The 25,292-nt window shown below is 67.0% G+C and carries 30 protein-coding genes; 10 read left to right on the plus strand and 20 right to left on the minus strand.

The window, feature by feature from the left end; all coding sequences use genetic code 11:
* The first annotated feature begins 229 nt into the window (after window positions 1-229).
* Window positions 230-883 carry a signal peptidase I gene (gene lepB / locus ON43_RS21005; protein ID WP_063712587.1) on the plus strand — a complete coding sequence of 218 codons (654 nt, stop codon included), beginning with the start codon at window positions 230-232 and terminating at the stop codon, window positions 881-883.
* 152 nt (window positions 884-1,035) lie between these two features.
* Here lepB and ON43_RS21010 read toward each other — a convergent pair whose 3' ends face one another.
* Window positions 1,036-1,278, minus strand: coding sequence for a DUF3039 domain-containing protein (locus ON43_RS21010; protein WP_040810026.1), 243 nt, complete (start codon window positions 1,276-1,278; stop codon window positions 1,036-1,038).
* 88 nt (window positions 1,279-1,366) lie between these two features.
* Between ON43_RS21010 and ON43_RS21015 the strand changes: the two genes are divergently transcribed.
* On the plus strand, window positions 1,367-1,807 hold the full coding sequence (locus tag ON43_RS21015; RefSeq protein WP_083913583.1) for a DUF3099 domain-containing protein: 441 nt from the start codon (window positions 1,367-1,369) through the stop codon (window positions 1,805-1,807).
* On the opposite strand, the gene ON43_RS21020 is transcribed toward ON43_RS21015, so the two are convergent.
* Window positions 1,778-3,070, minus strand: a complete 1,293-nt coding sequence (locus tag ON43_RS21020) for an MFS transporter (protein WP_051178831.1) — start codon at window positions 3,068-3,070, stop codon at window positions 1,778-1,780. The two genes, ON43_RS21015 and ON43_RS21020, sit on opposite strands and share 30 nt — an antisense overlap.
* Before the next feature lie 225 nt (window positions 3,071-3,295).
* Here ON43_RS21020 and ON43_RS21025 point away from each other — a divergent pair, with 225 nt between their 5' ends.
* Complete coding sequence (locus ON43_RS21025; RefSeq protein ID WP_444543742.1) at window positions 3,296-4,222, plus strand: GlxA family transcriptional regulator; 927 nt, start codon at window positions 3,296-3,298, stop codon at window positions 4,220-4,222.
* Window positions 4,223-4,241: 19 nt separating this feature from the next.
* Window positions 4,242-4,988: a VOC family protein gene (locus ON43_RS21030; protein WP_040810032.1), complete on the plus strand. Its 747-nt coding sequence runs from the start codon at window positions 4,242-4,244 to the stop codon at window positions 4,986-4,988.
* A 158-nt stretch (window positions 4,989-5,146) separates the two neighbouring features.
* Here the strand turns inward: ON43_RS21030 and ON43_RS46830 are convergent, their stop codons facing one another.
* The 12 genes from ON43_RS46830 to ON43_RS21090 form a co-directional block, all read right to left on the minus strand.
* The gene (locus ON43_RS46830; RefSeq protein ID WP_040810055.1) at window positions 5,147-6,061 is read right to left on the minus strand and encodes a hypothetical protein; all 915 of its coding nucleotides are present in this window, start codon (window positions 6,059-6,061) and stop codon (window positions 5,147-5,149) included.
* Window positions 6,062-6,155: 94 nt separating this feature from the next.
* Window positions 6,156-6,593: a GNAT family N-acetyltransferase gene (locus ON43_RS21040; RefSeq protein ID WP_040810034.1), complete on the minus strand. Its 438-nt coding sequence runs from the start codon at window positions 6,591-6,593 to the stop codon at window positions 6,156-6,158.
* Between the two features lie 73 nt (window positions 6,594-6,666).
* On the minus strand, window positions 6,667-7,290 hold the full coding sequence (locus ON43_RS21045) for an FMN-binding negative transcriptional regulator (protein ID WP_040810036.1): 624 nt from the start codon (window positions 7,288-7,290) through the stop codon (window positions 6,667-6,669).
* 67 nt (window positions 7,291-7,357) lie between these two features.
* Window positions 7,358-7,768, minus strand: coding sequence for a nuclear transport factor 2 family protein (locus ON43_RS21050; RefSeq protein WP_051178836.1), 411 nt, complete (start codon window positions 7,766-7,768; stop codon window positions 7,358-7,360).
* Between the two features lie 26 nt (window positions 7,769-7,794).
* The gene (locus ON43_RS21055; protein ID WP_040810039.1) at window positions 7,795-8,841 is read right to left on the minus strand and encodes an FAD-dependent monooxygenase; all 1,047 of its coding nucleotides are present in this window, start codon (window positions 8,839-8,841) and stop codon (window positions 7,795-7,797) included.
* Window positions 8,842-9,091: 250 nt separating this feature from the next.
* The gene (locus ON43_RS21060; protein WP_051178837.1) at window positions 9,092-9,664 is read right to left on the minus strand and encodes a F0F1 ATP synthase subunit B family protein; all 573 of its coding nucleotides are present in this window, start codon (window positions 9,662-9,664) and stop codon (window positions 9,092-9,094) included.
* The gene (locus tag ON43_RS21065) at window positions 9,661-10,167 is read right to left on the minus strand and encodes a F0F1 ATP synthase subunit B (RefSeq protein ID WP_040810041.1); all 507 of its coding nucleotides are present in this window, start codon (window positions 10,165-10,167) and stop codon (window positions 9,661-9,663) included. Before ON43_RS21065 ends, ON43_RS21060 begins: the two co-directional genes overlap by 4 nt.
* Window positions 10,168-10,175: 8 nt before the next feature.
* A complete protein-coding gene (locus tag ON43_RS21070; protein ID WP_040810042.1) occupies window positions 10,176-10,433 on the minus strand; it encodes a F0F1 ATP synthase subunit C in 258 nt (85 codons plus the stop codon).
* A gap of 47 nt (window positions 10,434-10,480) precedes the next feature.
* Window positions 10,481-11,269 (minus strand): F0F1 ATP synthase subunit A, encoded by a 789-nt coding sequence (gene atpB / locus ON43_RS21075; RefSeq protein ID WP_051178839.1) that lies wholly within the window; start codon window positions 11,267-11,269, stop codon window positions 10,481-10,483.
* Window positions 11,266-11,577, minus strand: a complete 312-nt coding sequence (locus tag ON43_RS21080; protein ID WP_245568681.1) for a hypothetical protein — start codon at window positions 11,575-11,577, stop codon at window positions 11,266-11,268. Before ON43_RS21080 ends, atpB begins: the two co-directional genes overlap by 4 nt.
* Window positions 11,578-11,809: 232 nt before the next feature.
* Window positions 11,810-13,423 carry a monocarboxylic acid transporter gene (locus ON43_RS21085; RefSeq protein ID WP_040810044.1) on the minus strand — a complete coding sequence of 538 codons (1,614 nt, stop codon included), beginning with the start codon at window positions 13,421-13,423 and terminating at the stop codon, window positions 11,810-11,812.
* A complete protein-coding gene (locus ON43_RS21090) occupies window positions 13,420-13,758 on the minus strand; it encodes a DUF485 domain-containing protein (RefSeq protein WP_040810045.1) in 339 nt (112 codons plus the stop codon). Before ON43_RS21090 ends, ON43_RS21085 begins: the two co-directional genes overlap by 4 nt.
* Window positions 13,759-13,970: 212 nt before the next feature.
* Between ON43_RS21090 and ON43_RS21095 the strand changes: the two genes are divergently transcribed.
* The 3 genes from ON43_RS21095 (at window position 13,971) to ON43_RS21105 (ending at window position 17,458) form a co-directional block, all read left to right on the plus strand.
* Complete coding sequence (locus ON43_RS21095) at window positions 13,971-15,488, plus strand: DUF7782 domain-containing protein (RefSeq protein WP_040810058.1); 1,518 nt, start codon at window positions 13,971-13,973, stop codon at window positions 15,486-15,488.
* Window positions 15,489-15,883: 395 nt separating this feature from the next.
* The gene (locus ON43_RS21100; protein ID WP_040810046.1) at window positions 15,884-16,852 is read left to right on the plus strand and encodes a sigma-70 family RNA polymerase sigma factor; all 969 of its coding nucleotides are present in this window, start codon (window positions 15,884-15,886) and stop codon (window positions 16,850-16,852) included.
* Between the two features lie 231 nt (window positions 16,853-17,083).
* Window positions 17,084-17,458 carry a hypothetical protein gene (locus ON43_RS21105; protein WP_040810047.1) on the plus strand — a complete coding sequence of 125 codons (375 nt, stop codon included), beginning with the start codon at window positions 17,084-17,086 and terminating at the stop codon, window positions 17,456-17,458.
* Here the strand turns inward: ON43_RS21105 and ON43_RS21110 are convergent.
* Window positions 17,455-18,288 carry an SDR family NAD(P)-dependent oxidoreductase gene (locus ON43_RS21110; RefSeq protein ID WP_040810048.1) on the minus strand — a complete coding sequence of 278 codons (834 nt, stop codon included), beginning with the start codon at window positions 18,286-18,288 and terminating at the stop codon, window positions 17,455-17,457. The genes ON43_RS21105 and ON43_RS21110 overlap by 4 nt on opposite strands.
* Before the next feature lie 74 nt (window positions 18,289-18,362).
* Between ON43_RS21110 and ON43_RS21115 the strand changes: the two genes are divergently transcribed.
* Complete coding sequence (locus ON43_RS21115) at window positions 18,363-18,770, plus strand: winged helix-turn-helix transcriptional regulator (protein WP_040810049.1); 408 nt, start codon at window positions 18,363-18,365, stop codon at window positions 18,768-18,770.
* On the opposite strand, the gene ON43_RS21120 is transcribed toward ON43_RS21115, so the two are convergent.
* A complete protein-coding gene (locus ON43_RS21120; RefSeq protein WP_157514129.1) occupies window positions 18,760-19,665 on the minus strand; it encodes a helix-turn-helix domain-containing protein in 906 nt (301 codons plus the stop codon). The genes ON43_RS21115 and ON43_RS21120 overlap by 11 nt on opposite strands.
* An 86-nt stretch (window positions 19,666-19,751) precedes the next feature.
* Here ON43_RS21120 and ON43_RS21125 point away from each other — a divergent pair, with 86 nt between their 5' ends.
* Entirely contained in the window at window positions 19,752-20,603 is an 852-nt protein-coding gene (locus ON43_RS21125) for an SDR family NAD(P)-dependent oxidoreductase (RefSeq protein ID WP_040810060.1), read from the plus strand.
* A 4-nt stretch (window positions 20,604-20,607) separates the two neighbouring features.
* Here ON43_RS21125 and ON43_RS21130 read toward each other — a convergent pair whose 3' ends face one another.
* Window positions 20,608-21,180, minus strand: coding sequence for a TetR/AcrR family transcriptional regulator (locus ON43_RS21130; RefSeq protein ID WP_040810050.1), 573 nt, complete (start codon window positions 21,178-21,180; stop codon window positions 20,608-20,610).
* A 134-nt stretch (window positions 21,181-21,314) separates the two neighbouring features.
* Here ON43_RS21130 and ON43_RS21135 point away from each other — a divergent pair, with 134 nt between their 5' ends.
* A complete protein-coding gene (locus ON43_RS21135) occupies window positions 21,315-22,772 on the plus strand; it encodes an MDR family MFS transporter (RefSeq protein ID WP_040810051.1) in 1,458 nt (485 codons plus the stop codon).
* Between the two features lie 20 nt (window positions 22,773-22,792).
* Here ON43_RS21135 and ON43_RS21140 read toward each other — a convergent pair whose 3' ends face one another.
* The 3 genes from ON43_RS21140 to ON43_RS21150 all read right to left on the minus strand — a co-directional run.
* Window positions 22,793-23,236 (minus strand): SRPBCC family protein, encoded by a 444-nt coding sequence (locus ON43_RS21140; RefSeq protein WP_040810052.1) that lies wholly within the window; start codon window positions 23,234-23,236, stop codon window positions 22,793-22,795.
* A complete protein-coding gene (locus ON43_RS21145; protein ID WP_040810061.1) occupies window positions 23,236-23,610 on the minus strand; it encodes an ArsR/SmtB family transcription factor in 375 nt (124 codons plus the stop codon). Before ON43_RS21145 ends, ON43_RS21140 begins: the two co-directional genes overlap by 1 nt.
* 61 nt (window positions 23,611-23,671) lie before the next feature.
* A partial coding sequence (locus ON43_RS21150) for a phosphoenolpyruvate carboxylase (protein ID WP_040810053.1) occupies window positions 23,672-25,292 on the minus strand: 1,621 nt, incomplete at its 5' end.

Here is a 25,292-nt window from a genome sequence, read left to right on the forward strand (position 1 = left end):
GCTCGCCCGCGCACGCGGTCCCGTGATCGTCTTATGGACATGTCGGTACGCTTCCGCCGGATAACCGGCGGCGCTGTAGTGACCGATATTTTCGGGAGGCAGCCACCCAGCTCTCGATCGGCCGGGTCGGTGAATCACACCAGTACGTCACCGAGTTCAGCACGGATTCACTAGCGGGCAGACACTAGGAACCAGCCAAGTCAGCTAACGATTGGCTACCATGCTGAGCGTGTCAGACGACAATGGTGGCGCGGGGAGCCTTCCAGCGGAAGATGAAGCGCGGGAACCGGTGTCCGGTGAGGGCCGGAAGGGGCGGCGGCGCTGGCTGATACCCGTGGTCGTCGTCGGGGTCGCGGTAGCTGTCGTCGCGGCAGCCACCGTGACACTGGTGCGGACCTACAAGGTTCCGGGGCGATCCATGGAGCCGACTCTGAACGCGGGTGACCGGATTTTCACGGAGAAGCTGAGTTACTACCGGGGTGACCCGAAGCCTGGGGATGTGGTGGTCTTCGTCGGCCCGACAGACTCCTGGAACCGCGGCAGGCCCCGCGACAAGGACACCCGGGTCGCGCGCGTGATCGCGGTGGGGGGACAGACCATTCAGTGCTGTGACGCCCAGGGGCGTGTCGTCGTGGATGGCGAACCGCTCGACGAGCCGTACGTCGACCCCAAGCACAACAACCCTTTCGATCCCAGTCGCCCCGACACTCCCTTCAACCTCGGAGGCCGCGCTTTCGCGCCGGTGAAAGTCCCGGACGGGCACCTCTGGGTGATGGGTGACAACCGTCGCGAAGCGGCCGACTCGCGGTACCACACCAAGGACGAATACCAGGGCACCGTCCCGGTGGCGGACGTGCGCGGCAAGGTCTGGAACGTGGAATAGGGGAGGCTCACTCCATTCACCAGGGCATTCACCGCATGGTGGCGATCGACAACGCGGATGTCCTGGAACTGCTGAACCCGTTCAAAATGGCACCAAAATGGCACACCGGGGCCTAGCTCAGCAGTTCGCAACCCGCTGACCAGCGGAAACGGTCAATCCTTCTTCATCATCTCGTAGATCCGCTTGCAGTCCGGGCAGACCGGGGAGCCGGGCTTGGCGGAGCGGGTGACGGGGAAGACCTCGCCGCAGAGGGCCACGACGTGGGTGCCCATGACGGCGGATTCCGCGATCTTGTTCTTCTTGACGTAGTGGAAGACCTTGGGAGTGTCGTTGTCGGTCGACTCGTCCACGGTCTCGTCGGGACGTACCAGGGTGTCTGCGCTCACCTGATCCATGATGCCAGGGTCGGGTCGGGGGCTCAGCGGAAGGCCCGGCACGGGCGGGCGTGTGCATCCGACGCTGCGTAGTGGAAGACTCGGGGGTATGCAGCGTGACGGCGAATCCCCAGCCGACGGCACCAGCGGCGAGGATCGCCCCGACGTCGAATTCCATCCCGCCGGTTCGATCCCCAAACCACCGCGGCTGTCGCAGGGCTACTTCCCGGGTGAGCAGAAGCAGCATCCGGCGCTGATCACCGAGGCCGCGACGTCGCTGGAGCAGCAGCACAAGGATCGAGTGCGGCGCTACATCATGATCATGTCGTTCCGCATCCCGTGCCTGATCGGCGCGGCGATCGCCTACGGCCTGTGGCACACCTGGTGGATTTCGCTGCTGATCATCGGCGTCTCGATTCCGCTGCCGTGGATCGCGGTGCTCGGCGCGAACGACCGCCCGCCCCGGACCAAGGAAGAACCCAGCCGCTGGGACGGGCGGCGCGATCAGAAGGCGATCGAATCAGGCCCGCACAAGGCCATCGACGGGTGAGGCCTTGCGCTGGATTCCGGCCGAGAGCAGTGCCGCCAGCCCGCAGAGGCCGCCGGCGATGAACCACGCGGTCGTGTAGCTGCCCTGCGCATCGCGAATCGCGCCCGCGCCGAACGCGGCCAGGGCGGCTCCCAGCTGGTGCGAGGCGAAGACCCAGCCGAAGGCGACCGGTCCGTCCGCGCCGAAGTGCTCGCGGCACAGGGCAACCGTCGGCGGCACGGTGGCGATCCAGTCCAGGCCGTAGAAGATGATGAACGCCCACATGCTGAGCTGCACGTCCGGACCGAACAGGATGGGCAGGAACAGCAGTGAGATACCGCGCAGCGTGTAGTAGGTGACCAGCAGATACCGGGAATCGAGGCGGTCGGTGAGCCAGCCCGAGGCGATGGTGCCCGCGACATCGAACAGACCGCAGACGGCCAGCAGGCTCGCGGCGGTGGTGGCGGGCATGCCGTGATCGTGGGCGGCGCTCACGAAATGGGTGCCGATCAGGCCGTTGGTGGAGGCGCCGCAGATGGCGAAACCGCCTGCCAGCAGCCAGAACACGGGCTTGCGGACGATCGTCGCGAGGACCGTGAGTGCCCGCGTGGCGCCGCCGGGCGACGAGGTGCGCACACCCGCGTCACTGCCGGGTTCGGCACCGTAGGCGCGGGCGCCGACATCGCTGGGGAAGTCGCGCACGAACAGCACCACCAGCGGAACGACCGCCAGCGCCAGCCCCGACACCACCAGAGACGGTGTGCGCCAACCGTGATCGCGGGCCAGGCTCGCGATCAACGGCAGGAACACCAGCTGCCCGGCCGCGCCCGCGGCGGTCAGCACACCGGTGACCAGGCCGCGCTGCTTGACGAACCAGCGGCCGGTGATGGTGGCCACGAACGACATCGACATGGATCCCACGCCGACGCCGACCAGCACACCCCAGGTCGCCATGAGCTGCCACGGCTGGGTCATGAAGACGGTCAGCCCGCTGCCCGCCGCGATCAGCAGCAGCGCGCAGGCCACCACGCGGCGAATCCCGAACCGGTCCATGAGCGCCGCCGCGAACGGCGAGAACAGGCCGTACAGCACCACATTCACCGAAACCGCCGCGCCGATGGTGCCGTGCGACCAGCCGAACTCCTCGTGCAGCGGATCCATGAGCACGCCGGGCACCGAGCGGAATCCGGCCGCGCCGATGAGCGCCACGATGCTCACGGCCGCCACGATCCAGGCGGGATGCAAACCCCGGCCCGGCCTCTCGCGCTCCGCGGATGGCGTCATGCCGTCCACCGACGGACTCTCCCCCAATGGCGTTGCGCCCTGCGCTGATTCCAGCTCGAGGTCGTCTCTCAATTCGCTCACCGCATGAGCGTGACCGAAATCTGCTTCCCGAACGAGTGGCCGGAATGCCACAATGCGTCAAGATCTAGCCAATACGGAAGGAGCATCGTGCCGACACCCCATCTCGTCGCGGTCCTCGTCCTGGAACCCACCGTCGGATTCGATATGGCCATTCCGCCCCTGGTGCTCGGCGCGGCCGTCGACGAGGACGGCAACCAGCTCTACGAGGTGCACACCTGCGGCATCGAAACCGGCGGCGTCGTGGCGACCGGCGGATACACCGTCATCCCGGAATGCGGTCCGGAACTGTTGGCCCGCGCCGACACCGTGATCGTGCCGGGCACCCGCATCACCCAGCCGCGCCGCGACGGCACGCTGCCGTCCCCGGTATTCGAGGCGCTGGCCACCATTCGGCCCGACGCCCGCATCGTCTCCATCTGCACGGGCGCGTTCGTGCTGGCCGCGGCGGGCATTCTGGACGGCCGTCGCGCCACCACCCACTGGCAGTTCGCCGACCGCTTCCGCGAGCTCTATCCCGACGTCCTGCTGGACGAGAGCCAGCTGTTCATCCAGGACGGAAATGTCTGGTCCTCAGCGGGTTTGGCGGCGGGCATCGATCTGTGCCTGCATCTGATCCGCACCGATCACGGCACCGCCGCCGCCAATGGCGCGGCCCGCTACTGCGTGGTGCCGCCGTGGCGCGAGGGTGGGCAGTCGCAGTTCATCGAACGCCAGGTGCCCGAGCCGGGCAGCGACGGCACCGCGCCGACACGCCGCTGGGCGCTGCACCATCTGGATCGGGAGCTGGACCTGAACTCCCTTGCCGCGCATGCTCATATGAGCGTGCGCACCTTCACCCGCCGGTTCAAGGCCGAGACCGGCATGGCGCCGGGCGCGTGGATCCTGCAGCAGCGCGTCCGCCATGCCCGGCACCTGCTCGAGACCACCGACCTGCCGATCGACGAGGTGGCGCGGGCCGCGGGGCTGGGCACCTCCGCGTCGCTGCGCCATCACATGCGCCTGGAACTGGGTGTGCCACCGCTGGCCTACCGCAAGACCTTCCGCAAGCGCGAGACCCTGCAGACAGCCTGACCGAGACTTGGGAGACAGCATGACGATTCGCTGGGTGTGGGCCTTCCTGGACCGTCCCGCCGCACAATTCGACACCGCCGCCGAATTCTGGACCACCGTCACCGGCACCACCCTCTCGCCGCGGCGCGGTGACCGCGACGAATTCGTCACGCTGCTACCGGAATCCGGCGCGCCGACCCTCAAGATGCAGGCCCTCGCCGACGGCCCGGCCCGCATCCACCTGGACCTCGACGTCGACGACGTCCCCGCCGCCACCGACCGCGCCGTCCAACTCGGCGCCACCCTCGCCGAGGACAACATCCTCACCGAACGCATCGGCTACGCCGTCCTGCACTCCCCCGCCGGAATGCCGTTCTGCATCACGCCCTTCCACGACGACGCGGGCGGCCTCACCCCCACGGTGACCGGCCCCTCCGGCGACCGCAGCCGCCTCGACCAGATCTGCCTCGACATCGGCGACGCCGACTACAACACCGAATCCCGCTTCTGGACCGACCTCACCGGCTGGGCCTGGCGCCCCAGCACCCTCCCCGAATTCGCCCGCCTCTCCGCCCGCCCCACCATCCCCCTCGACTTCCTCATGCAACGCCTCGGCGAAACCCGCCCCACCACAGCCCACCCCGACCTGGCCTGCACAGACATCGACGCCACCGCAGCCTGGCACGAGCAACTGGGCGCCTCACGCGCCGACCGCGGCAAACACTGGATAGTCATGACCGACCCCACCGGCCAGCCCTACTGCCTCACCAGCCGCAAACCAGCCTGACACCGAAGACGACCCGCCCGCGCGCACCACTCACAGCCACAACAGATTTCGCGAATACTCCTCACGAGTTGAATCAGTCGCGAGAGGCCCTTCGGCGATCGCGAAGGAGAAGCGGATCGTCTGGTCAGGGTGCCGGGACCGCGGTCGAGACGGCAGGCTCAGACGTCGGGGGTCAATTGTTTGCGGGTGCGGGCGACGCGGCGTTCGACGGCGTCGAGGTGTTTCTGGGCACGGTGGAGGGCCTCTCGGGTCGAACGTTCGGTGGCGGCGGTGAAACGGTGGCGGTGTTGGGCTTCGGTCAGGTCGGCGCGTAGGGCTTGGATGCGGGCGTCGAGGTCGGCGAGGTCGGCGGCGGCGGTGTCGTGGTCGGCGCGGGCGGAAGTCACGGCGGCGCGGGCGGATTCGAATTCGGCGAGCATTTCCTCGAGCTCGCGCCGGACGTCGGCCTGCGGGTCGGGGGCGGGGCCGGCGGCGGCCGTGGGATCGGCGCGCCGACCGGTTCGCGCGGCCGATTTCTCAGGACGATCCTCGGTGGGATCTGCTGTCGTCGAGGTCGTTCCGGAGCTGCGGTGCCCGTCGCCGGGAATCGCGGTCAGCGCGGCGGGGCCGAATCCCTCGTAACTGGCTGCGGCGGTGAGGGTTCCGGCGCGCAGCTCCTCGGCGACCGATGGATCGGCCAGGGCCGCCTGCAGGCTCGCGCCGATATCGCGCAGGACGGATTCGGTCAGGCGCTGGCCCTGGCCCGCGGCCAGTTCGGCGGCCTTGCGGGTGGCGGCGTTGACCACCTTCTGCCGCTGCGTGGTCAGGGCGCGCAACTGCTCGGCCGACAGTCGGCGCTGAGCATCGCGCAACGCCTCGCCCACCTCCAGCAGCGCGCGGACATCATCGCTCGCCTCACGAGACAGCAGATTCAACGCCCAAGCCGCAACCGTCGGCCGCCGCAGCTTCCCGATAGCGGCGGCCAGCGCCTTGTCCCCGCCGTCACGGGCCTGCCGCGCCCGCTCGGTACGCACGGCCACGAACTCGGCGGGCGGAAGCCCATAGAGTTCAGCCACAACCTGCTCAAGCGTCATGCCGCCCAAGCCTACGGGCACACCCGCCACCCGCCCCGCAGGATCAGAACCTGCGTCCATCAGAACCTGCGTCCGCCGATGGTCCGACCCAGGGTCACTCGGTCGGAACGAAGCGATACACCTGTGACTCCCGAGCCAGGAACCCGAGCCGCTCGTACAGCCGATTGGCCGCACCCCTGGATGGTCGCGAAGTCAGATCCAACGTCCGCGCCCCGGCAACCATCGCTCGAACCTTGGCCTCCTCGAGCAACGCCGCCCCAATCCCCTGCCCCCGAGCCGAGTCATCAACCACCACGTCCTCAACCCGAGCCCGAAGCCCCGACGGAATCCGAAACATCACCAAACTCAATGTCCCGACAATCTTCCCGCCGAGTCGAGCAATCAGAACCGTAGTCGATCCAGCGGAAACCAACTCCACCAACGCTTCTCGATCCACCCGCTTCGCGCTCTGCGACAGCTGCGGCAGCAATAGCTCGAAAGCCCCCACAATCTCGTCATCGACCTCGGTCAGCGCTTCCACAGTGACACCCACCCCGGCACTGTACTGCCCACCCCGAACCACCGCCCTCCTCACTCAACGAGGAACTAAGCGGAAGCTCAAGGCGCTAAGTGGATCTGACCGGCCGTGCGCTGTCTACCGCCTTCGCGATGTGCTCATGGCCGGTAGCAGTCAGTCCCTCGATGACGCCGTCGATATCCGCGTCACCGCGGTTCTGGCTGAGTTTGTATTTGGCCTCGATGCGAGTTATCGCGATCTCGATGCCGACGATGGCACGTAGTTGGCCGGCAATGAACTGCGGTGGCGCGTCATCGACAGACCACCGCTTCGGGCGACCGCCCTCGTGTCGATCGGTGAGGTCACGGACGAGTTGTTCCACCCATTGCGGATCGTCGTGCACGATCAGGCGACCGTACACGTGCGCGGTGATGTAGTTCCAGGTGGGAACCGCGCGCCCGTGCTCGGCTTTGCTCGGATACCACGCAGGTGAAACGTATGCATCAGGACCACGAACGATGACCAGTGCCTCACCCGTCACCGGCCGCCGCCATTGATCGTTGTTGCGCGCCACATGGCCTCGCAGAGCCCGTGACTCCGGGTCGTAGACGAACGGCAGAAGCGTGGCGACCAAACCGTCCGCTGTCGCGGTGATCAGATCCGCAGCACCGTGATTGGTGAGCAGATCATCCACGGCCTCAGCGTCGGCGGCGAAAGGCGCTGGAACATACATCTGCTCAGTGTCACCGATCCGGATTGATCTTGACCAGAACAATCCGGTCAGGTGGCGGCGAAGTTGGTCAGTTCGCGGCGTAGAAGCTGCGGCCGGAGAGGCCGCCGGAGACTGACCAGACTTCGACTATTCGGCCGTGGGTGGTGCGGAGGATGTCGGTGCCGCTGATGTCGGTGGTGGTGCCGTCGGGGGCGGTGATTCGGGCTCGGTAGGGTCTGGCGACTATGCCCGTGCGGGTTTCGTCCATTTCGACGACGGGGATGGCGTCGGGGGTGAAGGTCAGGCCGGGGACTTCGTCGTGGAAGCTTTGGATTTGGGCGATGAAGGATTTGGGGTCGTGGATGGTGTCGTAGGCGGAGGCGCCGGGTTGGGCGTAGCGGAGGGTGAATTCGGGGGCGAGGATCTCGTCGGCGAGGTCGTAGTCGCGGTTCCACATGGCGGTCCATTTGTCGAACAGGTCGATGCCGAAGTCGCGCATTTGTGCTCCTAAGTGGGGGTGATGGGTCAGGCGCCGAACATCGCTGCGGCTTCGCGGCCGTGTTCCTGGTTCGCGGTCACGTAGGGGCGCAGGCGTTGCTCGTAGGCGGCGAACGCGGTGGTGTGGTCGGCTGCTTCGGCGAGGCAGGTGGCCAGGGTGTCTGCGCCGATGAGGGCTTGGGAGGTGCCCATGCCCGAAGTCGGTGCGGCACAGTAGCCGGCGTCGCCGACCAGGACGATGCGACCACGCGACCAGTGATCCAGGTCGACCTGGCAGGCCGAGGAGAACATGAAGTCGGGTGCGTCGGACATTTCCTTCAGCAGGCGGGGCAGCTCCCAGCCCGCATCGGCGAATGCGTTGCGCACCAACAGTTCCTGGCGGTCGCGGTCGAGCAGGTCCACCTCGGCCGAGTCGGTGGCGAAGGACAGGCTCACCGTCATCCGGTCGGATTCGTTGCCGCTGAACAGCAATATCGCGCGACCTGGTGTGCTCTGCAAGACGACGCGATGGTCGAGCCCCAGGAAGTTGGCAGTGGTGAAGCCCGCGCCCGACATACCCAGATGCCGGACGAACTGGGCGTGCGGTCCGAAGGCGAGCCGCCGCACCGCGGAGTACACCCCGTCGGCGCCGACCACCAGGTCGAACGTGGCGGGCGCGTGATGCTCGAACCGGACCCGCACACCGTCATCGTCCTGCTCGAGCGCGGTGATCGAATCGCCGAACCAGTAGTCGACGCCCTCGGCGGTGATGCGGTGCAGGATGCGGGTGAGCTCCTTCTTCGGGATCTCCAGATCACCCGCGAACGCCTCGCTCGGCAGCTCCCCGGTCTTGTTCCCCTCGGCGTCGACCAGGTCGGTGCCGAGCATCCGGGTGTCGTGCCCGCGTACCTCGTCCAGAATGCCCATCCGGTCGAGAACGTCGAACGCGTCGCCGCGGAAATCGACCGCGTATCCGCTGCTGCGCAACGACGGTGCGCGCTCCACCACGGTCACCTCGTAACCCTGGCGGCGCAGGCCGTACGCCAGAGCGGGACCCGCCACGCTCGCACCGGAAATCAGTACACGTCTGCCCATCGGACACTCCTGGATCGATCGCTGTGCGCCGCCGGAACCCCTGTCCGCCAGCAACAATCGACCAGTCTGGTCACCGATCGCCGAGGGAAAAATACCCACTTTCGCACCGCACTGTTAAGCAGCGCGTACCTAGTCGACGGCTCCTTGGACATGGACGAGCCCTGGCCGGTTCCGGAAATCCGGATCCGACCAGGGCTGATCCTCGCCGATACCAAAGGGATTCGATCTCCCGAGAAGTCCCGGGAGTCGGTTACTTCCGCTCGGTTTGGGGCTGTTTGCGCGCCTCGCCGGAGTTGGCGAGCGCCTCCAGGTCCTCGAGGAACTTGTCGATGCTGTCGGCTCGCTGCTGGGGGGACCCCAGTTGTTCGCGGACCTTTTCCTCGGTGAGGGCCAGCATGGCGGCGGCCAGGTCTGCTTCGAGGTCGCGAATCATCTGCCTGCGGTACTGCAGGATCTGATCGCGGCCCTGCTTACGGACCCGTTCCACTTCGGCCGCAGCGGCCTCGCGCATCTGGATGATGATGCGGTCGGCATCCGCCCGGGCCTCCTCGCGCATGCGGTCGAGTTCGGCCTGGGCCTCGGCGACCGCGTTGTCGTAGGCGGCTTTCGCGGTGGCGAGCCGCTCGGCGGCCGCCTCGGACTCCTCGAGCTGCCGGCGAATCTGGTTCTGCGCGTTGTTCATGATTCGCTTCACCGGTGGCACAACGTATTTCGCGAAGAACCACACGATGACGGCGAATCCGAACAGCTGACTGAAGAAGACGGGCCAGTCGAATCGAATATCGTAGATACCCTCGGCGAGATGGGTACTGGTGAGGATCATTCCGACCCCCGTCCTCTCTGCTGGCCCGCGCTGGTCCGGGCACGATCGTTGCCGCCGAGGACCCGGCCGGCCAGGTCCTGGGCGAGCGGTTCGACGGCTTCGCGTAGTTCGGCGGCCACCTGGTCGGCCTCGGCGCGCAGGTGCGCCGTGGACTCGGCCACGATCTGGTCGGCCTCTTTCTGCGCCTCGCCACGCATTTCCTCGAGAATGGCCCGCCCCTGCGCCCGTGCCTGGTTGCGGATGTCGGCCGCTTCGGTGCGGGCCTTCTCGAGTGCGGATTCGTAGCGTGCCTCGGCTTCGGCGAAGGTTTCGCTGGCTTCCTTGGCGGTGGCCGTCGTGACCTCGACTCGTGCCTCCCGCTCCGCCAGCACTTTTCGGATCGGCGGAACCACGAAGAACCAGATGACCGCGAGCACGATCAGGAAGATCAATAACTCGGCGAAGAAGGTGCCGTTGGGGACCAGGAAGTTCCCCGCGGCCTCCACATCTGTTCTGGGAGACATGATGACGTCTACTTACCGGGAGTAGCGAATACGAACAGGGCCATGAACGCTAGATTGATGAAGTACGCGGCTTCGACCAGACCGACGGTCAGGAAGAAGTTCACGCGCAGTCGGCCTTCGGCCTCGGGCTGCCGGGTCACGCCGTTGATCAACGCCGCACCGGCCAGACCGTCACCGATACCCGCGCCGATGGCACCGCCCGCCAGAATGATGCCGCCGCCGATGAGAGCGCCCTGGACGATACTCGCGGTTGCTGGATCTGCCATTTTTTCACTTCCTTTTGCAAAAGGTTAGCCCTGAGTCGCCGAGCGGCTCAGTGGTTTTCACTCTCCAGCGACATCGACTGGCTGAAGTAGAGGATGGTCAGCAGGGCGAAAATGAATGCCTGAATGGCTCCGACGAACAGGTCGAAGATCTTCCAGATGGCATTCGGACCCCAGCTGATCCAGAACGGGAACAAGGTGATCACCGAAACCATCACACCGCCCGCGAACATGTTGCCGAATAGTCGCAAGGACAGCGACAGCGGTTTGGCGATTTCCTCGACCACATTGATGAAAACCATGGGGCCCCACCCGGTGTGACCCTTGAGCAACTGTTTCACGTGCCCGCCCGGACCGCGCCGCCACGCGCCCGCCGCGTGGTAGAGCAGGAATACGAACAGCGCCAGCGACAGCGTGAAGTTGAAATCGGACGCCGGCGGCGCGATCAATTCGCCCGAACCGTACTGAACGGGCAAGACCGACAACCAGTTCGACAGCAGGATGAAGGTGAACAGCGTGACCGCCAGCGGCAGCACGAACGGCGCGATCCGCATGCCGATCGCCGTCTCCACCTGATTGCGCATCTGGACCGTGACGGCCTCGAAGAACAGCTGCACGCCGTTGGGCACACCCGAGGTGATCTTGGCGCGCAGGTAGAACGACAGCCCCAGCACGATCAGCGCGGCGACCCCGGTGGACACGATGGTGTCCACATTGAAGGTCATGCCCCACAGATGCGCCTGGGCATGCTCGCCGACGTGGATCTTGGACTCCCCCGAGGATTCCTCGGCGGCGAGCAGCGCCGGCAGATGGGCAAGAGAGGCAACGGGAATGCTCATGATTGCTGTCGAAGCCCTTTCACCTCGGGCAGAACGGTGTGCAACACCAAGATCAGTTGAAAGAGGGCCAGCCCGAAGAAGATTCCGACACCGTAGGGACGGGTCAGGAACGCCACCAGAATCGACAACCCGGTCAGAATCACCAGGCGCGACGCCGAGGACAATGCCAGCTTTTGTTTGCTGGGAGTTTCCGCATCGGTGATGCGGACAATCGCCATCCAGGTGAGCCGGGCATTAACCCAACCGAGTACCAGTCCGGTGGTTATGAAAACACCCAGCAACAATCGATCGAACGCCCCTGTGACCATCAATGCCAGTATGCCGAAAGCGATTGCGATAGCAGTCGCTCTGCGCATCCGGAGCCTGTTGAGGTCCAATACGACACCGCCTTGCCGTCATCCCACCTCGTAGTGGGGCTGTGCATGATCAATAGCATACACAGCCCAACCTCGTTGCGGGCCAGTATTTTTGATCTTCAAATTGTTGATCTTGTAATTCTGAAACGCCTTTCAGCTAACTTTTCGCCATTTTAATCGGGCTTTACTGTCGCACAGCCTTTTCCGCTCCGATGCCGGTCAGTGACCGCACCTGCATCTCGGCATACTTGGCATCGTCGCGTTCCTTCGACAAGATCGTTCCCAGCCAGCCCAGAGCGAACGAAACGGGGATCGACACCAGCCCGGGGTTCGACAGCGGGAACCAGTGGAAATCATGGGATTTGATCATGGCGCTGGGCGCACCGGAGACCGCCGGGGAGAACACGATCAACACGACGGTGACCGCCAGTCCGCCGTAGATGCTCCACAGCGCGCCCGCGGTGTTGAAGCGCCGCCAGAACAGCGAATACAAGATGGTCGGTAGGTTTGCCGAGGCCGCCACCGCGAACGCCAGCGCCACCAGGAACGCCACATTCTGGTTCTTAGCCAGGATGCCGCCCACGATGGCCAGCGCCCCGATCACCACCGCGGTGATCCGTGCGACCCGCACCTCATGCACCTTGCCCTCACCGGTGCCGCGCTTGATCACATTGGCGTACACGTCGTGCGCGAACGACGCCGATGCGGTGATGGTCAGACCGGCGACCACCGCCAGAATCGTCGCGAACGCCACGGCCGCAACGAATCCCAGCAGCACCGGCCCGCCCAGCTGCAGCGCCAGCAGCGGTGCGGCCGCGTTCTCCTTGCCCGGCGCCTTGGCGATCTTCTCCGGCCCGACCAGCGCGCCCGCGCCGTAGCCGAGGATGAGCGTGAACAGGTAGAAGACGCCGATCAGCCCGATCGCCCACACCACCGAACGCCGCGCCTCCTTGGCGCTCGGCACGGTATAGAACCGCATCAGCACATGCGGCAGCCCCGCCGTCCCCAGCACCAGAGCCAGTGCGAGGGAAAGGAAGTCGATCTTCGTGGTGCCGGTCTTGCCGTACTTGAAGCCCGGTTCCAGCAGCTTCGCGCCGGTCTTGCCGCCGTGGTTCACCGCGTCCTGCAGCAGGCTCGACACATTGAAGTCGTAGCGCCCCAGCACCCACACGGTCATGGCCGCGGCCGCGCCGATGAGCAGCACCGCCTTCACGATCTGCACCCAGGTGGTGCCCTTCATGCCGCCGACGAGCACGTAGACGATCATGATCGCGCCGACGATGGCGATCACGAGATTCTGCCCGGCGGAACTGGATACGCCCAGCAGCAGCGAGATCAGCACGCCCGCGCCCGCCATCTGGGCGAGCAGATAGAACAGGCTCACCGCCAGCGTCGAGGTGGCCGCCGCGGCCCGCACCGGCCGCTGCCGCATGCGAAACGCCAGTACGTCGCCGAGGGTGAACTTGCCTGTGTTGCGGAGCAATTCGGCCACCAGCAGCAACGCCACCAGCCACGCCACCAGGAATCCGATGGAGTAGAGGAAGCCGTCGTAGCCGTACACCGCGATGGCACCGGCGATGCCGAGGAAGCTGGCCGCCGATAGATAGTCGCCGGAGATGGCGATGCCGTTCTGCGGCCCGGAGAACGCGCGCCCGGCGGCGTAATAGTGCGCGGCCGTGCGGTTGTCGCGGCTGGCCCAGACCACGATGCCGAGGGTGATGGCCACGAAGATGGCGAAGATGGTGATGTTGAGTCCGGGCCGACTGCCCTCGACTCCGGCTGCGAGCAGTGCGTTCATGACTGCTCCCCTTCCAGCTCGACGCGCATCGCCTCGGCCATCGGATCCAGCTTCCGGTCGGCGTACCAGACATAGAGGCCGGTGATGACGAAGGTCGAAAGGAACTGCCCCAGGCCGAAGAGCAGCCCGACGGTGATGTTCCCGCCCACCTTGTGCGACATGAAGCCGTGCGCGTAGTCGGCCAGCAGCACATACAGCGCGTACCAGATCAGGAACAGGGCGGTCATGGGGAAGACGAAGCGCCGGAAGCGGGTACGCAGGCGCTGGAACTCGGGGCTGTCGTAGGCCTGGGACCAGTCGGGTTCCGGTCCGCCGGTTTGTAATTCAGTTGTCAACTGCTTTACCTCCTGGTGATCCGGGTCACACTAGCAACGAAGTAGGCCGTGAACGGGGCGAATAACCGCAGGTGAGATCGCAAATTCATCGGAAAGTGAGCCGAGATTCACGGCGTCGATCCGCAGCAACCAACCGGTTTCCACTACCGCGGACCGGGCGAACCGGGCCCACTGCCGAATGCCCATCGGTTGCGGTGGCAGAGTTCCTGCTCATGCCGACGAATCAGACGACCACCTCGTCCCTGCTCGCCGACCTCGCGCCCGACCTACGCGCGGCGCTGACCCGCGTCCGCTACGACGCGGACACCCTCCTCGAGGCGCTGGGCGATGCGGCCCACGCCGCCCTCGGCCGCGGCGAACCCGTCCCGGTTCGCCGGGCCGCCGCCGACCTCGGCGAACTGGGCACCCTTGTGCGCCTGCTGCTGCTCGGCGACCCCGTCACCGAAGCCGAAGCGGCCGCGGCTTTCTCGCCCCTGAGCATCGACCGGGCCGTCGCCGCCGGACTGCTGGAGCGCGACGGCAACGAGATCCGCGCCGCCCTGGACCTGCGCCCCCTCGACCTCGGCCACGGCACCCGCTGGGTGCTCTCGGACCTCGACGACTCCATGCGCCGCCGCAGCCTCGACACCGATCACGTGCTCGGCGTCGGCCAGGCCTCCCTGTCCCTGCTGCGCGCCACCCCGACCCACAAGGTCGGCACCGTCCTGGATCTCGGCACCGGCTGCGGCGTCCAGGCCGTGCACGCCGCGGCCTACGGCCACACCGTCACCGGCACCGACCTCAACGAGCGCGCGCTCTGGCTGGCCGAGGCCACCGCCGCCCTCAACGACCTGGATATCGAACTGCTCCAGGGCTCCTGGTTCGAGCCGGTCGCGGGCCGCCGCTTCGATCAGGTGGTCGCCAATCCCCCGTTCGTGGTCGGCCCGGCCCGCGTCGAGCACACCTACCGCGACTCCGGCCTGCACCTCGACGGCGCCAGCGAACTCGTCATCTCCGGCATTCCGGACATGCTGAATCCGGGTGGCACCGCGGCCCTGCTCGCCTCCTGGGTCCATATCGAAGGCGAGGACTGGCGCTCTCGTGTCGCGAGCTGGCTGCCCGCGGACGGCATCGACGCCTGGATCGTGCAGCGCGACATCGCCGATCCCGCCCTCTATGTCGGAACCTGGCTGCGCGACGCCGGATTGGATCCGCGCGAGGGGGCCGCCCAGGCCCGCGCCGAACGCTGGCTCGACGCCTTCGCCGAATCCGGCGTCGTCGGCATCGGATTCGGTTTCGTCTATATGCGCGCCATCGACGGCCCGACCGAACTGCTGGCCGAGGACCTCACCCACGGCTTCGACGATCCGCTCGGCCCGGAGGCGCTGGCCTACTTCGAGCGCTCGGCCTGGCTGCGCGCCGCGGCCGCCGATCCGGACCTCATCCTCGACTCCCGCTACGAGGTCGATCCCGCCACCGCCCTCGAACGCGTCTACCTCCCCGGCGACGAGGGCTGGGCGCAGGCGGTGGCCCGGCTGCACCGCGGCGACGGCCCGCGCTGGCAGCACGAGGTCGACGACACCATCGCCGCGCTACTGGCCGGCATGCGCCCCGACGGCCTGCCGCTGCGCGAGCTCGTCGATCTTCTGGCCTTCGGCGAGACGGGTGAGGCCGCGACCGAGGAATTCGAGACCGCGGCCATCACGGTGGTGGCCGGGCTCGTCCGCCACGGCCTCATCCACCCCCGCTGAGAAACCCCGGAATCGCGCCCTGAGCGGCGGTGAGGTCCGTCACGATCGCGTGTCGCCCGCATATCGATGCGGAACTCCGAAGGAATGCGGGCGACCTGCGGATCGTTAGAAGGTTTGCTCGAATTTCGACGCGACGCCAAGGCCCATTCACACACGTCGGGCGCGTATTCGCTTGTCGCGTCAGGAAGTTCGGGTCCGGCGGGTGGCAACCACCCGGACACCGAGGGCCGTCCGCCGGGGGCGCGAGTTCCACAGGATACGCGCTTCTCAGGAACTTCTCAGACGTGCGCCGTAAAAACCGCAGCTCAGGTGCGGTTTACCGGCAGTCCGTCGGGGAACTTTCCTGTTGTCGGGTCCGTTGAACGGAGCGAGACACCACCGACAGGAGGCAAGTCATGACAAGCCCCGCCACCACTGACGTGCGCACCAGCGAACAAGACCTCGACGCCGCCAGCCCCGCCGCCGACCTGGTACGCGTGTACCTGAATGGGATCGGCAAGACGGCGCTGTTGACGGCGGCCGACGAGGTCGAGCTGGCCAAGCGCATCGAGGCGGGCCTCTACGCTCAGCACCTGCTGGAGACGAGCAAGCGTCTGTCCGCCGCGAAGAAGAAGGATCTGGCGATCCTGGTTCGCGAGGGTCAGGCCGCCCGCCAGCACCTGCTGGAAGCGAACCTCCGCCTCGTGGTCTCACTGGCCAAGCGCTACACCGGCCGCGGCATGCCGCTGCTGGATCTGATCCAGGAGGGCAACCTGGGTCTGATCCGCGCCATGGAGAAGTTCGATTACACCAAGGGCTTCAAGTTCTCGACCTACGCCACCTGGTGGATTCGACAGGCCATTACCCGCGGTATGGCCGATCAGTCCCGCACCATTCGCCTCCCCGTCCATCTGGTCGAGCAGGTGAACAAGCTGGCCCGCATCAAGCGCGAACTGCATCAGCAGCTCGGGCGCGAGGCCACCGACGCGGAACTGGCCAGGGAGTCGGGCATCCCGGTGGAGAAGATCGCCGACCTGCTCGACCACAGCCGCGATCCGGTATCGCTGGACATGCCGGTCGGCAATGACGAAGAGGCCCCGCTCGGCGATTTCATCGAGGACTCCGAGGCCACCTCGGCCGAGAGTGCCGTGATCGCCGGACTGCTGCACCGCGACGTCCGCACCGTGCTGGCCACCCTCGACGAGCGTGAGCAGCAGGTCATCCGGCTGCGCTACGGCCTCGACGACGGCCAGCCGCGCACCCTGGACCAGATCGGCAAGCTGTTCGGGCTGTCCCGTGAGCGGGTCCGCCAGATCGAGCGCGAGGTCATGTCCAAGCTCCGCAAGGGCGAGCGCGCCGACCGGTTGCGCGCCTACGCCAGCTAACCCCTGAACGTCGGGCCATCTTCGAGGCGCTGGCCCGATTCCGCCGACCGACCCGTTCTCCGTACGTCCCCCTCCGGAGAGCCGAGTCGGTCGGCGTTTTTGTGCACCCATGCGGACCGCCGCAGGGATTTGCGCGGTATGCCCGGCTTTTCGTATCACTCGGCGTGATCGACACGCGGGCGCGAGTGAGGTTGCGGGCCAGCGGCTCTCGGGAGTGGGACTCTGGCGCGTGTGACCGATTCGCTGACCATGATTGCCATGGACACCCTGTCGCAGTTGGTGAACTCCTACGCGAGCGAGGTCGCCGGGGCATCGCTACCGCCCGTGAGCTGGATGTGGGACTGCCGCGCCCGCCTGGACGCCAGCGGCGCGGACGCCGAATTCTGCGGCACCGTCCACCCCGATCTGCCTGCCGCCGAATCGAATACCCACCTGATGACCTGGGCCCGCGCCCTCGAACTCACCGACGCCACCGACCACCGCGACGCCTCCGCCGGCCGTCGCGTCTTCACCGGGCAGCTCGGCGAATCCCGCATCCGGCTCACCGCTGTCATCGAATCCGTCTATCCCGCAAGCGAAACCCAGCCGCTGATCGCCCTGATCTAACCGACCGACCGGACTGCCAAGAGTTCCTCCGTGAGCCGTGCGAGCCGTCGGGCATTTCCGGGATCGAGGCTGGACAGGGTCAAGGGCAGCGAGCGGCCGCGGTCGATGGCGGTGAGCGGTTGGGCGGGTCGATGGTCGACGAAGCCGTGGATCGGTGCGACCGCCTCCTCCACCGACCGCGCGAAGAAGCGCGCCAGGGTCCGGATGAGGATGCGGGGCAGCGGATTCAGCTGAGAAAGGTCGCCGCTGCGGGTGAAGCCCGGATGGAAGTGCACGAAGCGCACCGTCTCACCGAACCGCTGTGCGAAGTCGACACCGAGCAGATCATTGGCCCGCCCGGCCTGCAGCTGCGCCCGCATCGCGCTGTACCCGTGGATCAACTGCGGATCGTCCCAGTTGATCCCGCCCTTGGTGACGCCGACCCCGGCCACGGTCACGATCACCGGATCGGTCCCGCCTTCGAGCAGCGGCGTCAGCCTGTGCGCCAACAGGTACCGGCTCAGGTAGTACAGGGCGAAGGTGCGCTCGAGTCCATCGACGGTCTCCACGCGCCGCGCGCTGACCCGATTGGCGAAAAACACCAGGGCGTCGATCGTTTCGGAACTCGCGCCGACCATCTCGATCGCCCGCTCGTTCCCGGCGATGGAACTCAGATCCACGCACAGGAAACGCAGTCGCACCGCCGCACTACCGGCGGCCGCCCGCAGCGACTCCCCCTTGGCGGCATTGCTTCCGATCACTATCACGGCATCGCCGCGCGCCAGCCGCTCCAGGGCGAATGCCCGCCCCATCCCGTCCGTACCTCCGCTGACGACAACGGTTCGCGTCATGAATCCTCCACTACCCTCGAGATGACTACCTCGATCCTGGAGACCATCCGCGAGCTGCGAAAGAAGGCACTCTCATGTCGGATACGCACACGCGTGTGCCCTCCATGCTGGCCACGGTTCTGAACACGCCGGTGCCCGCGGCCGAGCACGGGGCCTGCCCGATGACCGACACGCTGCGTCGCGTGGGCGACAAGTGGAGTGTCCTACTGCTGGCCCTGCTCGGCGGCCGTCCCTACCACTTCAACGAACTGCACCGCGCGATCGAGGGCATCAGCCAGCGCATGCTCACCCGCACCCTGCGCTCGCTGGAAGCCGACGGTTTGATCTCGCGCACAGTCTTTTCCACGCTGCCCCCGACCGTCGAATATGCGCTGACCCCACTCGGTGAGTCACTGCTGCGCCCCCTCTCGGCGCTGGCCGACTGGGCCGTCGCGCACGAGGCCGAGATCGCCGCCGCCCGGGCAGCGGCCGTCAATTCGTGAGGCGGCGCGTCACGCTCTGGCAGGGGGTGGGGGCCGGGACGGCGCCGCGGAAGTAGGCCGTGGGCGGGACGCCCATGAGGGAGCGGAAGTCCGCGGTCATGTGGGACTGGTCGTAATAGCCCGAGGCGCTGGCCAGGTGGGACCACGGCGTATTGCCCGCGGCGGAAAGGACCTGGCGCAGACGTACGATGCGGGCGTAATGCTTGGGTGAGAGGCCGACTCCGGCGGTGAAGAGGTTGCGCAGCTGGCGCTCACTGATCGCCAGCGTGGCGGCCAGCTCCCCCACCGATGCGACGGTGTCCATGGCGGCGACGGCCGAGCCCACCAAACGTCGATGGTCGCGACGAGTGGCATCCTCGGCGAGGCGTTGCGGCAGTTCGTCTTCCAGGAACTCGGCCACCTGCTCGGGCTCGAGCTCGGCGAGAGCCGCGGCGAACTCCGCGGCGATACCGGGCATATCGGATAGGAGTGCCACCCGATCGGTCAACTCCGCGGCGGGCAGCCCCAACAGGGACCGCGCAGCGCCGGGTACCAGCCGAATCCGGGTACACCCGGCCGGCTTGTTCGGATCCGTATAGGTGGCCTTCGTACGCGGCCCCACCACCAGCGCATCGCGGCGGCCGGACACCTCCCGCCGCAACACGATCGTGGTGGCGGCCTGCGGCACATGGGTGAAAGCATCCGCACTGGGCCGAACGGTCGGGATGTGCGCGATCTCGGAGATCCACGGCCGCAACACCTCCGGCGGCGCGAGCAACTGCTCGAAATCCTCGGCGGTCACCACCGCCGCCGGTCCGGCCACGACGGCAGCCGCAGCGGGCGCGCCCCGAAGCCGGGTCGGCGCAACGGAAACCTGAGCGGATGAGGCCGGAGCCAGGATTTGCGCGGTCGTCACCCAATCCACTCTAGGCAGCCGGACCCGCACCGGGTGTGCCGGTTTTTCCTAGAGGCCGAGGGTGCGGGCTCGGCAGGGTAATGAGCATGATCGTTATCACCGGTGCCACGGGCACCATCGGCAGTGAAGTTGTCCGGCAGCTGGCCGCGCGGGGCGTGAAAGTGCGCGCGGTGACCCGGAATCCGGAGAGTATCGAGGCACCCGAGGGCATCGAGGTGGTGCGCGGCGACTATGCCGACACCGAGTCCATGGCCGCCGCCTTCGCCGGCGCGGAGGCCGCGTTCCTGGTCGGGCTGCTCGGCCCGGACTACATCGAACTGGATCGGGCGCTGGCCGCCGCCGCCCGCGAGGCGGGAGTTCAGCGGCTGGTGAAGTTGTCCGCCATCGGCACCGGCGATCCGGCCCTGGGTTCCGTCGGTACCTGGCACCTGCCCGGCGAGCAGGTGGTGCGGGAGAGCGGGGTGGCGTGGACCATCCTGCGCCCCAGCAGTTTCGCGTCCAACACGCTGAGCTGGAGCGGCCCGATCGCGGCCGGTCAGCCGGTGCCCAATATGACCGGCGAGGGTGCACAGGGCGTGGTCGATCCGCGCGACGTGTCCGCCGTCGCGGTGGAAGCGCTGCTGTCGGATCGGCATTCGGGCCGGGTGTACACGCTGACCGGACCCGAGGCGATCACCACCCGCGATCAGGCCGACGCCCTGGCCGCCGTGCTCGGCCGCGAGCTCGAGGTCGCCGACATTCCCCTCGATCTGGCCCGCGGATTCATGCTCGAGTCGGGAATGTCCGAGCAGTTCGCCGACGGCGCGCTGGCCGGGCAGGCCTTCGTGCGCGACGGCGGAAACGCCGTCGTCACAAGCGATGTCGAGGAGGTGCTGGGGCGCACGCCGCGCTCCTACGCCGACTGGGTGCGCGATCACGCCGCCGCATTCCAGGGCTGACAGCTCAGGGGTTGATGATCGAGCCCCACCCGTTCTCGATCAGCTCGAAAATCCGGGTGAGGTCGCCCGCCGGATCGCTACCGCGGCGGGCGACGTCGAGCGCGCCGAACACGAAGTGCGCCAAGGCCGTCACGGCCACATCATCGGGCGCGCGGCCCAGTTCCTCCGCGATGGCCCGGGCCAGCGCGCCCTCGTGCCGCTGCCACATCTTGCGGAAGTAGCTCGACAGCGCGGGCGTCTCCTCGACCAGCCGCATGAAATCGCGCATCTCCTCGGTCTCCGCCGGACGCGGGAACTTCAGGAAGCCATCGCGCAGACCCTCGAGCACGGTTGTGCCGGGGGCGCGGTCGCGGACCGCGCTCACCACCGCCGTCTCGCGGTCGGCGTCCATGTCGAAGACCAGCGATTCCTTCCCGTCCGGGAAGTGCGCGAAGAGCGTGGGCACCGAGACGTCGGCGGCCTCGGCGATCTCCTTGACGCTGACCGCGTCGTAGCCGCGCTCCAGCATCAGTCGCAGGGCCGCATCGGCCAGGGCCTTGCGGGTCTGGGCCTTCTTCCGCTCTCGGAGTCCGCTCATGGACGCACCCTACATCGGAGTCCTAAGTCATACAATTTTCTTAGCGGTTGAATTTCTTTAGTCGTTATGGTTTTCTGGGTCAGGGGCCGCTCGGCCCCCGCATCAGACTTCGACGAATGAAGGGAGGGACCGCTATGACCTCGACAACCACAGCTCAGGCACCACGCAATGTGCGCTGGATCCTGCTGGGCGTAATGCTGGCGATGCTGCTGGGCATGCTCGACAACATGATCATCGGCACCGCCATGCCGACGATCGTGGGCGAACTCGGCGGCCTCGACCGGCTGTCCTGGGTGGTCTCCGCGTACACCCTGGCCACGGCCGCATCCACCCCGATCTGGGCCAAACTCGGCGACCTCTTCGGCCGCAAGCGCAACTTCCTGGCCTCGATCGCGATCTTCCTGGTCGGCTCCGGACTGTCCGGGGCCGCGCAGAACATGGATCAGCTCATCGGTTTTCGCGTGCTGCAGGGCATCGGCGCGGGCGGGCTGGCCGCGGGGGCGTTCGCCATCATCGGCGAGCTCATCCCGCCGCGCGAACGCGCCAAGTACATGGGCATGACCGCGTCGGTGATGGCGCTGGCCACCATCGGCGGACCGCTGGTCGGCGGATTCGTGACCGATCACCTCGGCTGGCGGTGGGCGTTCTATCTGAATCTGCCGCTGGGTTTGATCGCGTTCGTGTGGTGCCAGGCCACGCTGCATCTGACCGCGCGGCGGCCCAACGCCAAGATCGACTATCCGGGCGCGGCGCTGCTGACGGTCACCATCTCGGCCATCGTGCTCGTCGCGACCTGGGGTGGGGCGCAATACAGTTGGGGCTCACCGCAGGTGCTCACGGCGATCGCGGTCGCGGTGCTCGGATTGCCCGCGTTCCTGTGGTCGCAGACCCGCGCGGCCGAGCCGATCATTCCGCTGAACCTGTTCGCGAGTCGCAATTTCGCGCTGGTCTCGGTGCTGTCGGTGGTGGCGGGCGCGGCCATGTTCGGGGCGGTCAGCTTCCTGCCGCTGTTCCAGCAGACCGTGCAGGGCGCGTCGGCCTCGAATTCGGGGCTGTTGCTGCTGCCGATGATGGTGCCGATCATCGTGGTCTCGCAGATCGCGGGCCGGGTGATGAGCAAAACCGGGCGATACAAGGTGTTTCCGATCGCGGGCGGCGTGCTGCTCACCGCGGGCAGCATCGCGCTGGCCACGGTGGGCACCGACACCAGCCGGTTCATGACCGGTGTCTACATGGCGCTGCTGGGTGCGGGCATGGGATTCCTCATGCAGATGACGGTGCTCATCGCGCAGAACAGCGTGGAGATGAAGGACATCGGTGCGGCCTCCGGGGTGCAGACGCTGTTCCGGACACTCGGCGGGTCCTTCGGGGTGGCGCTGTTCGGCGCGTTGTTCAACCGGCAGGTCAACGGGCACGAGCGGCTGGCGGGAATGGCTGCCGGAATCGACAGCATCTTCACCTGGTCGGCGGTGTTGTGCGCGGTCGGGCTGATCGCGGCGGTGTTCATCGTCGAACTGCCGCTGCGACAGGGTCCGCCCGCCAAGGCTCCGGAGCCGGAGGCACCGGCGAAAACGCCGGTGCCGCAATCCTGATCGCCGCGATTCCCCGGGTCTCAGGCCCGGGGAATCACCGTCTCCAGGCGATCGAGCATGCCCGCCCAGCCGCCGCCCATGATCGAGCGCGCCCGCTGCATGACCGCATCCTCCGGGTCGAAACCGGTGTGGCTGAACAGGATCCGGGTGCCGGTGCCCTCGGGGTGCAGGGCCCAGCTGATCACCCAGCCGCTCGGGCGGTCGGCATTCGCGTCGTTCCAGCTGATGCTGAGCAGTTCGGGTGCGATGACTTCCAGTACCTCACCGCGGATCTCGCCGGAGAAGTTCTGGCCGGGCATGGGCTGGGTCTTCATCTCGAAGACATTGCCCACCACCGGTTCGAAGCCGATGGGCTGCATCATCCACTGCCCCATCAGTTCCGGGGTGGTCAGCGCCCGCCACACCTTCTCCGGCGGGTGCGGGTAGAAGTGGTCGAGTTCGATCTTGGTGATGTCGTCGGTCATCATCGGTCCTTCTCCTCGGTGTCATCGGGCTCTGCAGCCTCATCGGGCATGGCGTCGAGTACCGCGCCCAGGTCGCGCAGCCGGGCCCGCCAGAACCGTTCGAACGGATCGAGCCAGGACTGCAAGTCGTGCAACGGATCCGGTTCCACTCGATAGAACCGCTGCCTGCCCCGCTTGTCCTCGGCGACCAGCCCGGCATCCCGCAGCACCTTCAGATGCTCGGACACGCTGGGCCGCGCCATATCGAAGCGCTCGGCGATCACCTGGACCGACTGCTCACCCTCGAGCAGCAGCTCGAGAATGTCGCGCCGGGTCGGATTGGCCAGCGCCCCGAACACCCGATCAGCGATTCCGGATTTCAAGCGGTAAGGCATGACACCCACGATAGGTAGGAAACTACCTACCTGTCAACCGTAGGAGTTCTCCTACCTTTATCTAGCCCGAGTTGCGCAGAGCGGTGGCAAGACCGTTCATGGTGAGGAGGATGCCGCGTTCGACGAGTTCGGAGGTGTCCCCCGCACGGCGGCGACGGAGTAGTTCGACCTGGAGTTGATTGAGGGGTTCGAGGTACGGGAAGCGGTTGTGGATGGACTCGGCCAGGGCCGGGTTGTCGGCGAGGAGTTCGTCGGTGCCGGTGATGGCGGCGTGCATGCGCACGGTGCGCGAGTATTCGTCGCAGATCATGCCGAAGACCTTGTCGCGCAACGCCTTGTCCGGGACCAGGTCGGCGTAGGCGGCGGCGATGTCCATATCCGCCTTGGCCATGACCTGGGCCAGGTTCGACAGCACGGTCTGGAAGAACGGCCAGCGGCGGTAGAGGTCGGTGAGGGTGGCCAGACGGTCCGGGTCGTCGCCGATCCACTGTTCGAACGCGGAACCCGTGCCGTACCAACCCGGCAGCATGACCCGGGACTGGCTCCAGGCCATGACCCACGGGATCGCGCGCAGGTCGTAGACGGAGTTGGTGGGCTTGCGGGAGGCGGGGCGGCTGCCCAGATTGAGGTCGGCGACCTCGGCGATCGGGGTGGAGGCGCGGAAGTAGTCGACGAAGCCGGGGGTCTCGTGGACCAGCTTGGCGTAGGCCGCGCGCGCGGATTCGGCCAGCTCGTCCAGCATTTCGTAGGCCGGTTCGGCATCCGCTCCCAGGCCCTCGACATCGAGCAGCGTGGATTCCAGGGTGCCCGCGACCAGGGCCTCCAGATTGCGGTAGGCGGTACCGGGATCGGCGTACTTGGTGGAGATGACCTCGCCCTGCTCGGTCAGGCGCAGCGCGCCGCGCACCGCGCCGGCGGGCTGGGCCAGGATGGCGTCGTAGCTGCGGCCGCCGCCGCGACCGACGGTACCGCCGCGACCGTGGAAGAGCCGCAAGCGAATTCCGGTCTTGCGGGCCACGTCGACCAGATTGAGCTCGGCGCGGTACAGCGCCCAGTTGGCGGCCAGATAGCCGCCGTCCTTGTTGGAGTCGGAGTAGCCGAGCATGACTTCCTGCCGCATCCCGCGCGCGGCGACGAGCCGCTGATAGGCGGGGACTTCCAGTGCGGCGGAAAGGATTTCGGCGCCGTCACGCAGGTCATCGATGGTCTCGAACAGCGGCACCACCCCGACCGGGCTGGCGGGCGGGGTGTTCGCGTCGCCCGGATCGAGAATGCCCGCCTCCTTCAAAAGCAGTGCGGCCTCGAGCATGTCGCTCACCGAGGTGCACATGCTGATGATGTAGTTGGGCACGGTATCCGGGCCCAGATCGTCGAGCGCGGCCTTGGCGGCGCGGACCACCGCGAGTTCCTTCTCGGCCAGTTCGCTCAGCCGGGCATTGGGTCCGACCAGCGGGCGGCGGGTGGTGAGCTCGGCCGAGAGCAGCTCGACCCGGGCCGCCTCGTCGAGTGCGGCGTAGTCGGAATGCACTCCGGCCCAGGCGAACAGCTCGGCGACCACCTGCTCGTGGGTCTCGGAGTTCTGGCGCATGTCCAGGCCCTGCAGGTGGAAACCGAAGGTCTCCACGGCGGCCCGCAACGCGGCCAGCTGATCATCGGCCAGCAGGCCGTCACCGGAGGCGCGC

Source organism: Nocardia concava NBRC 100430, assembly GCF_000308815.1.
Lineage (GTDB): Bacteria > Actinomycetota > Actinomycetes > Mycobacteriales > Mycobacteriaceae > Nocardia > Nocardia concava.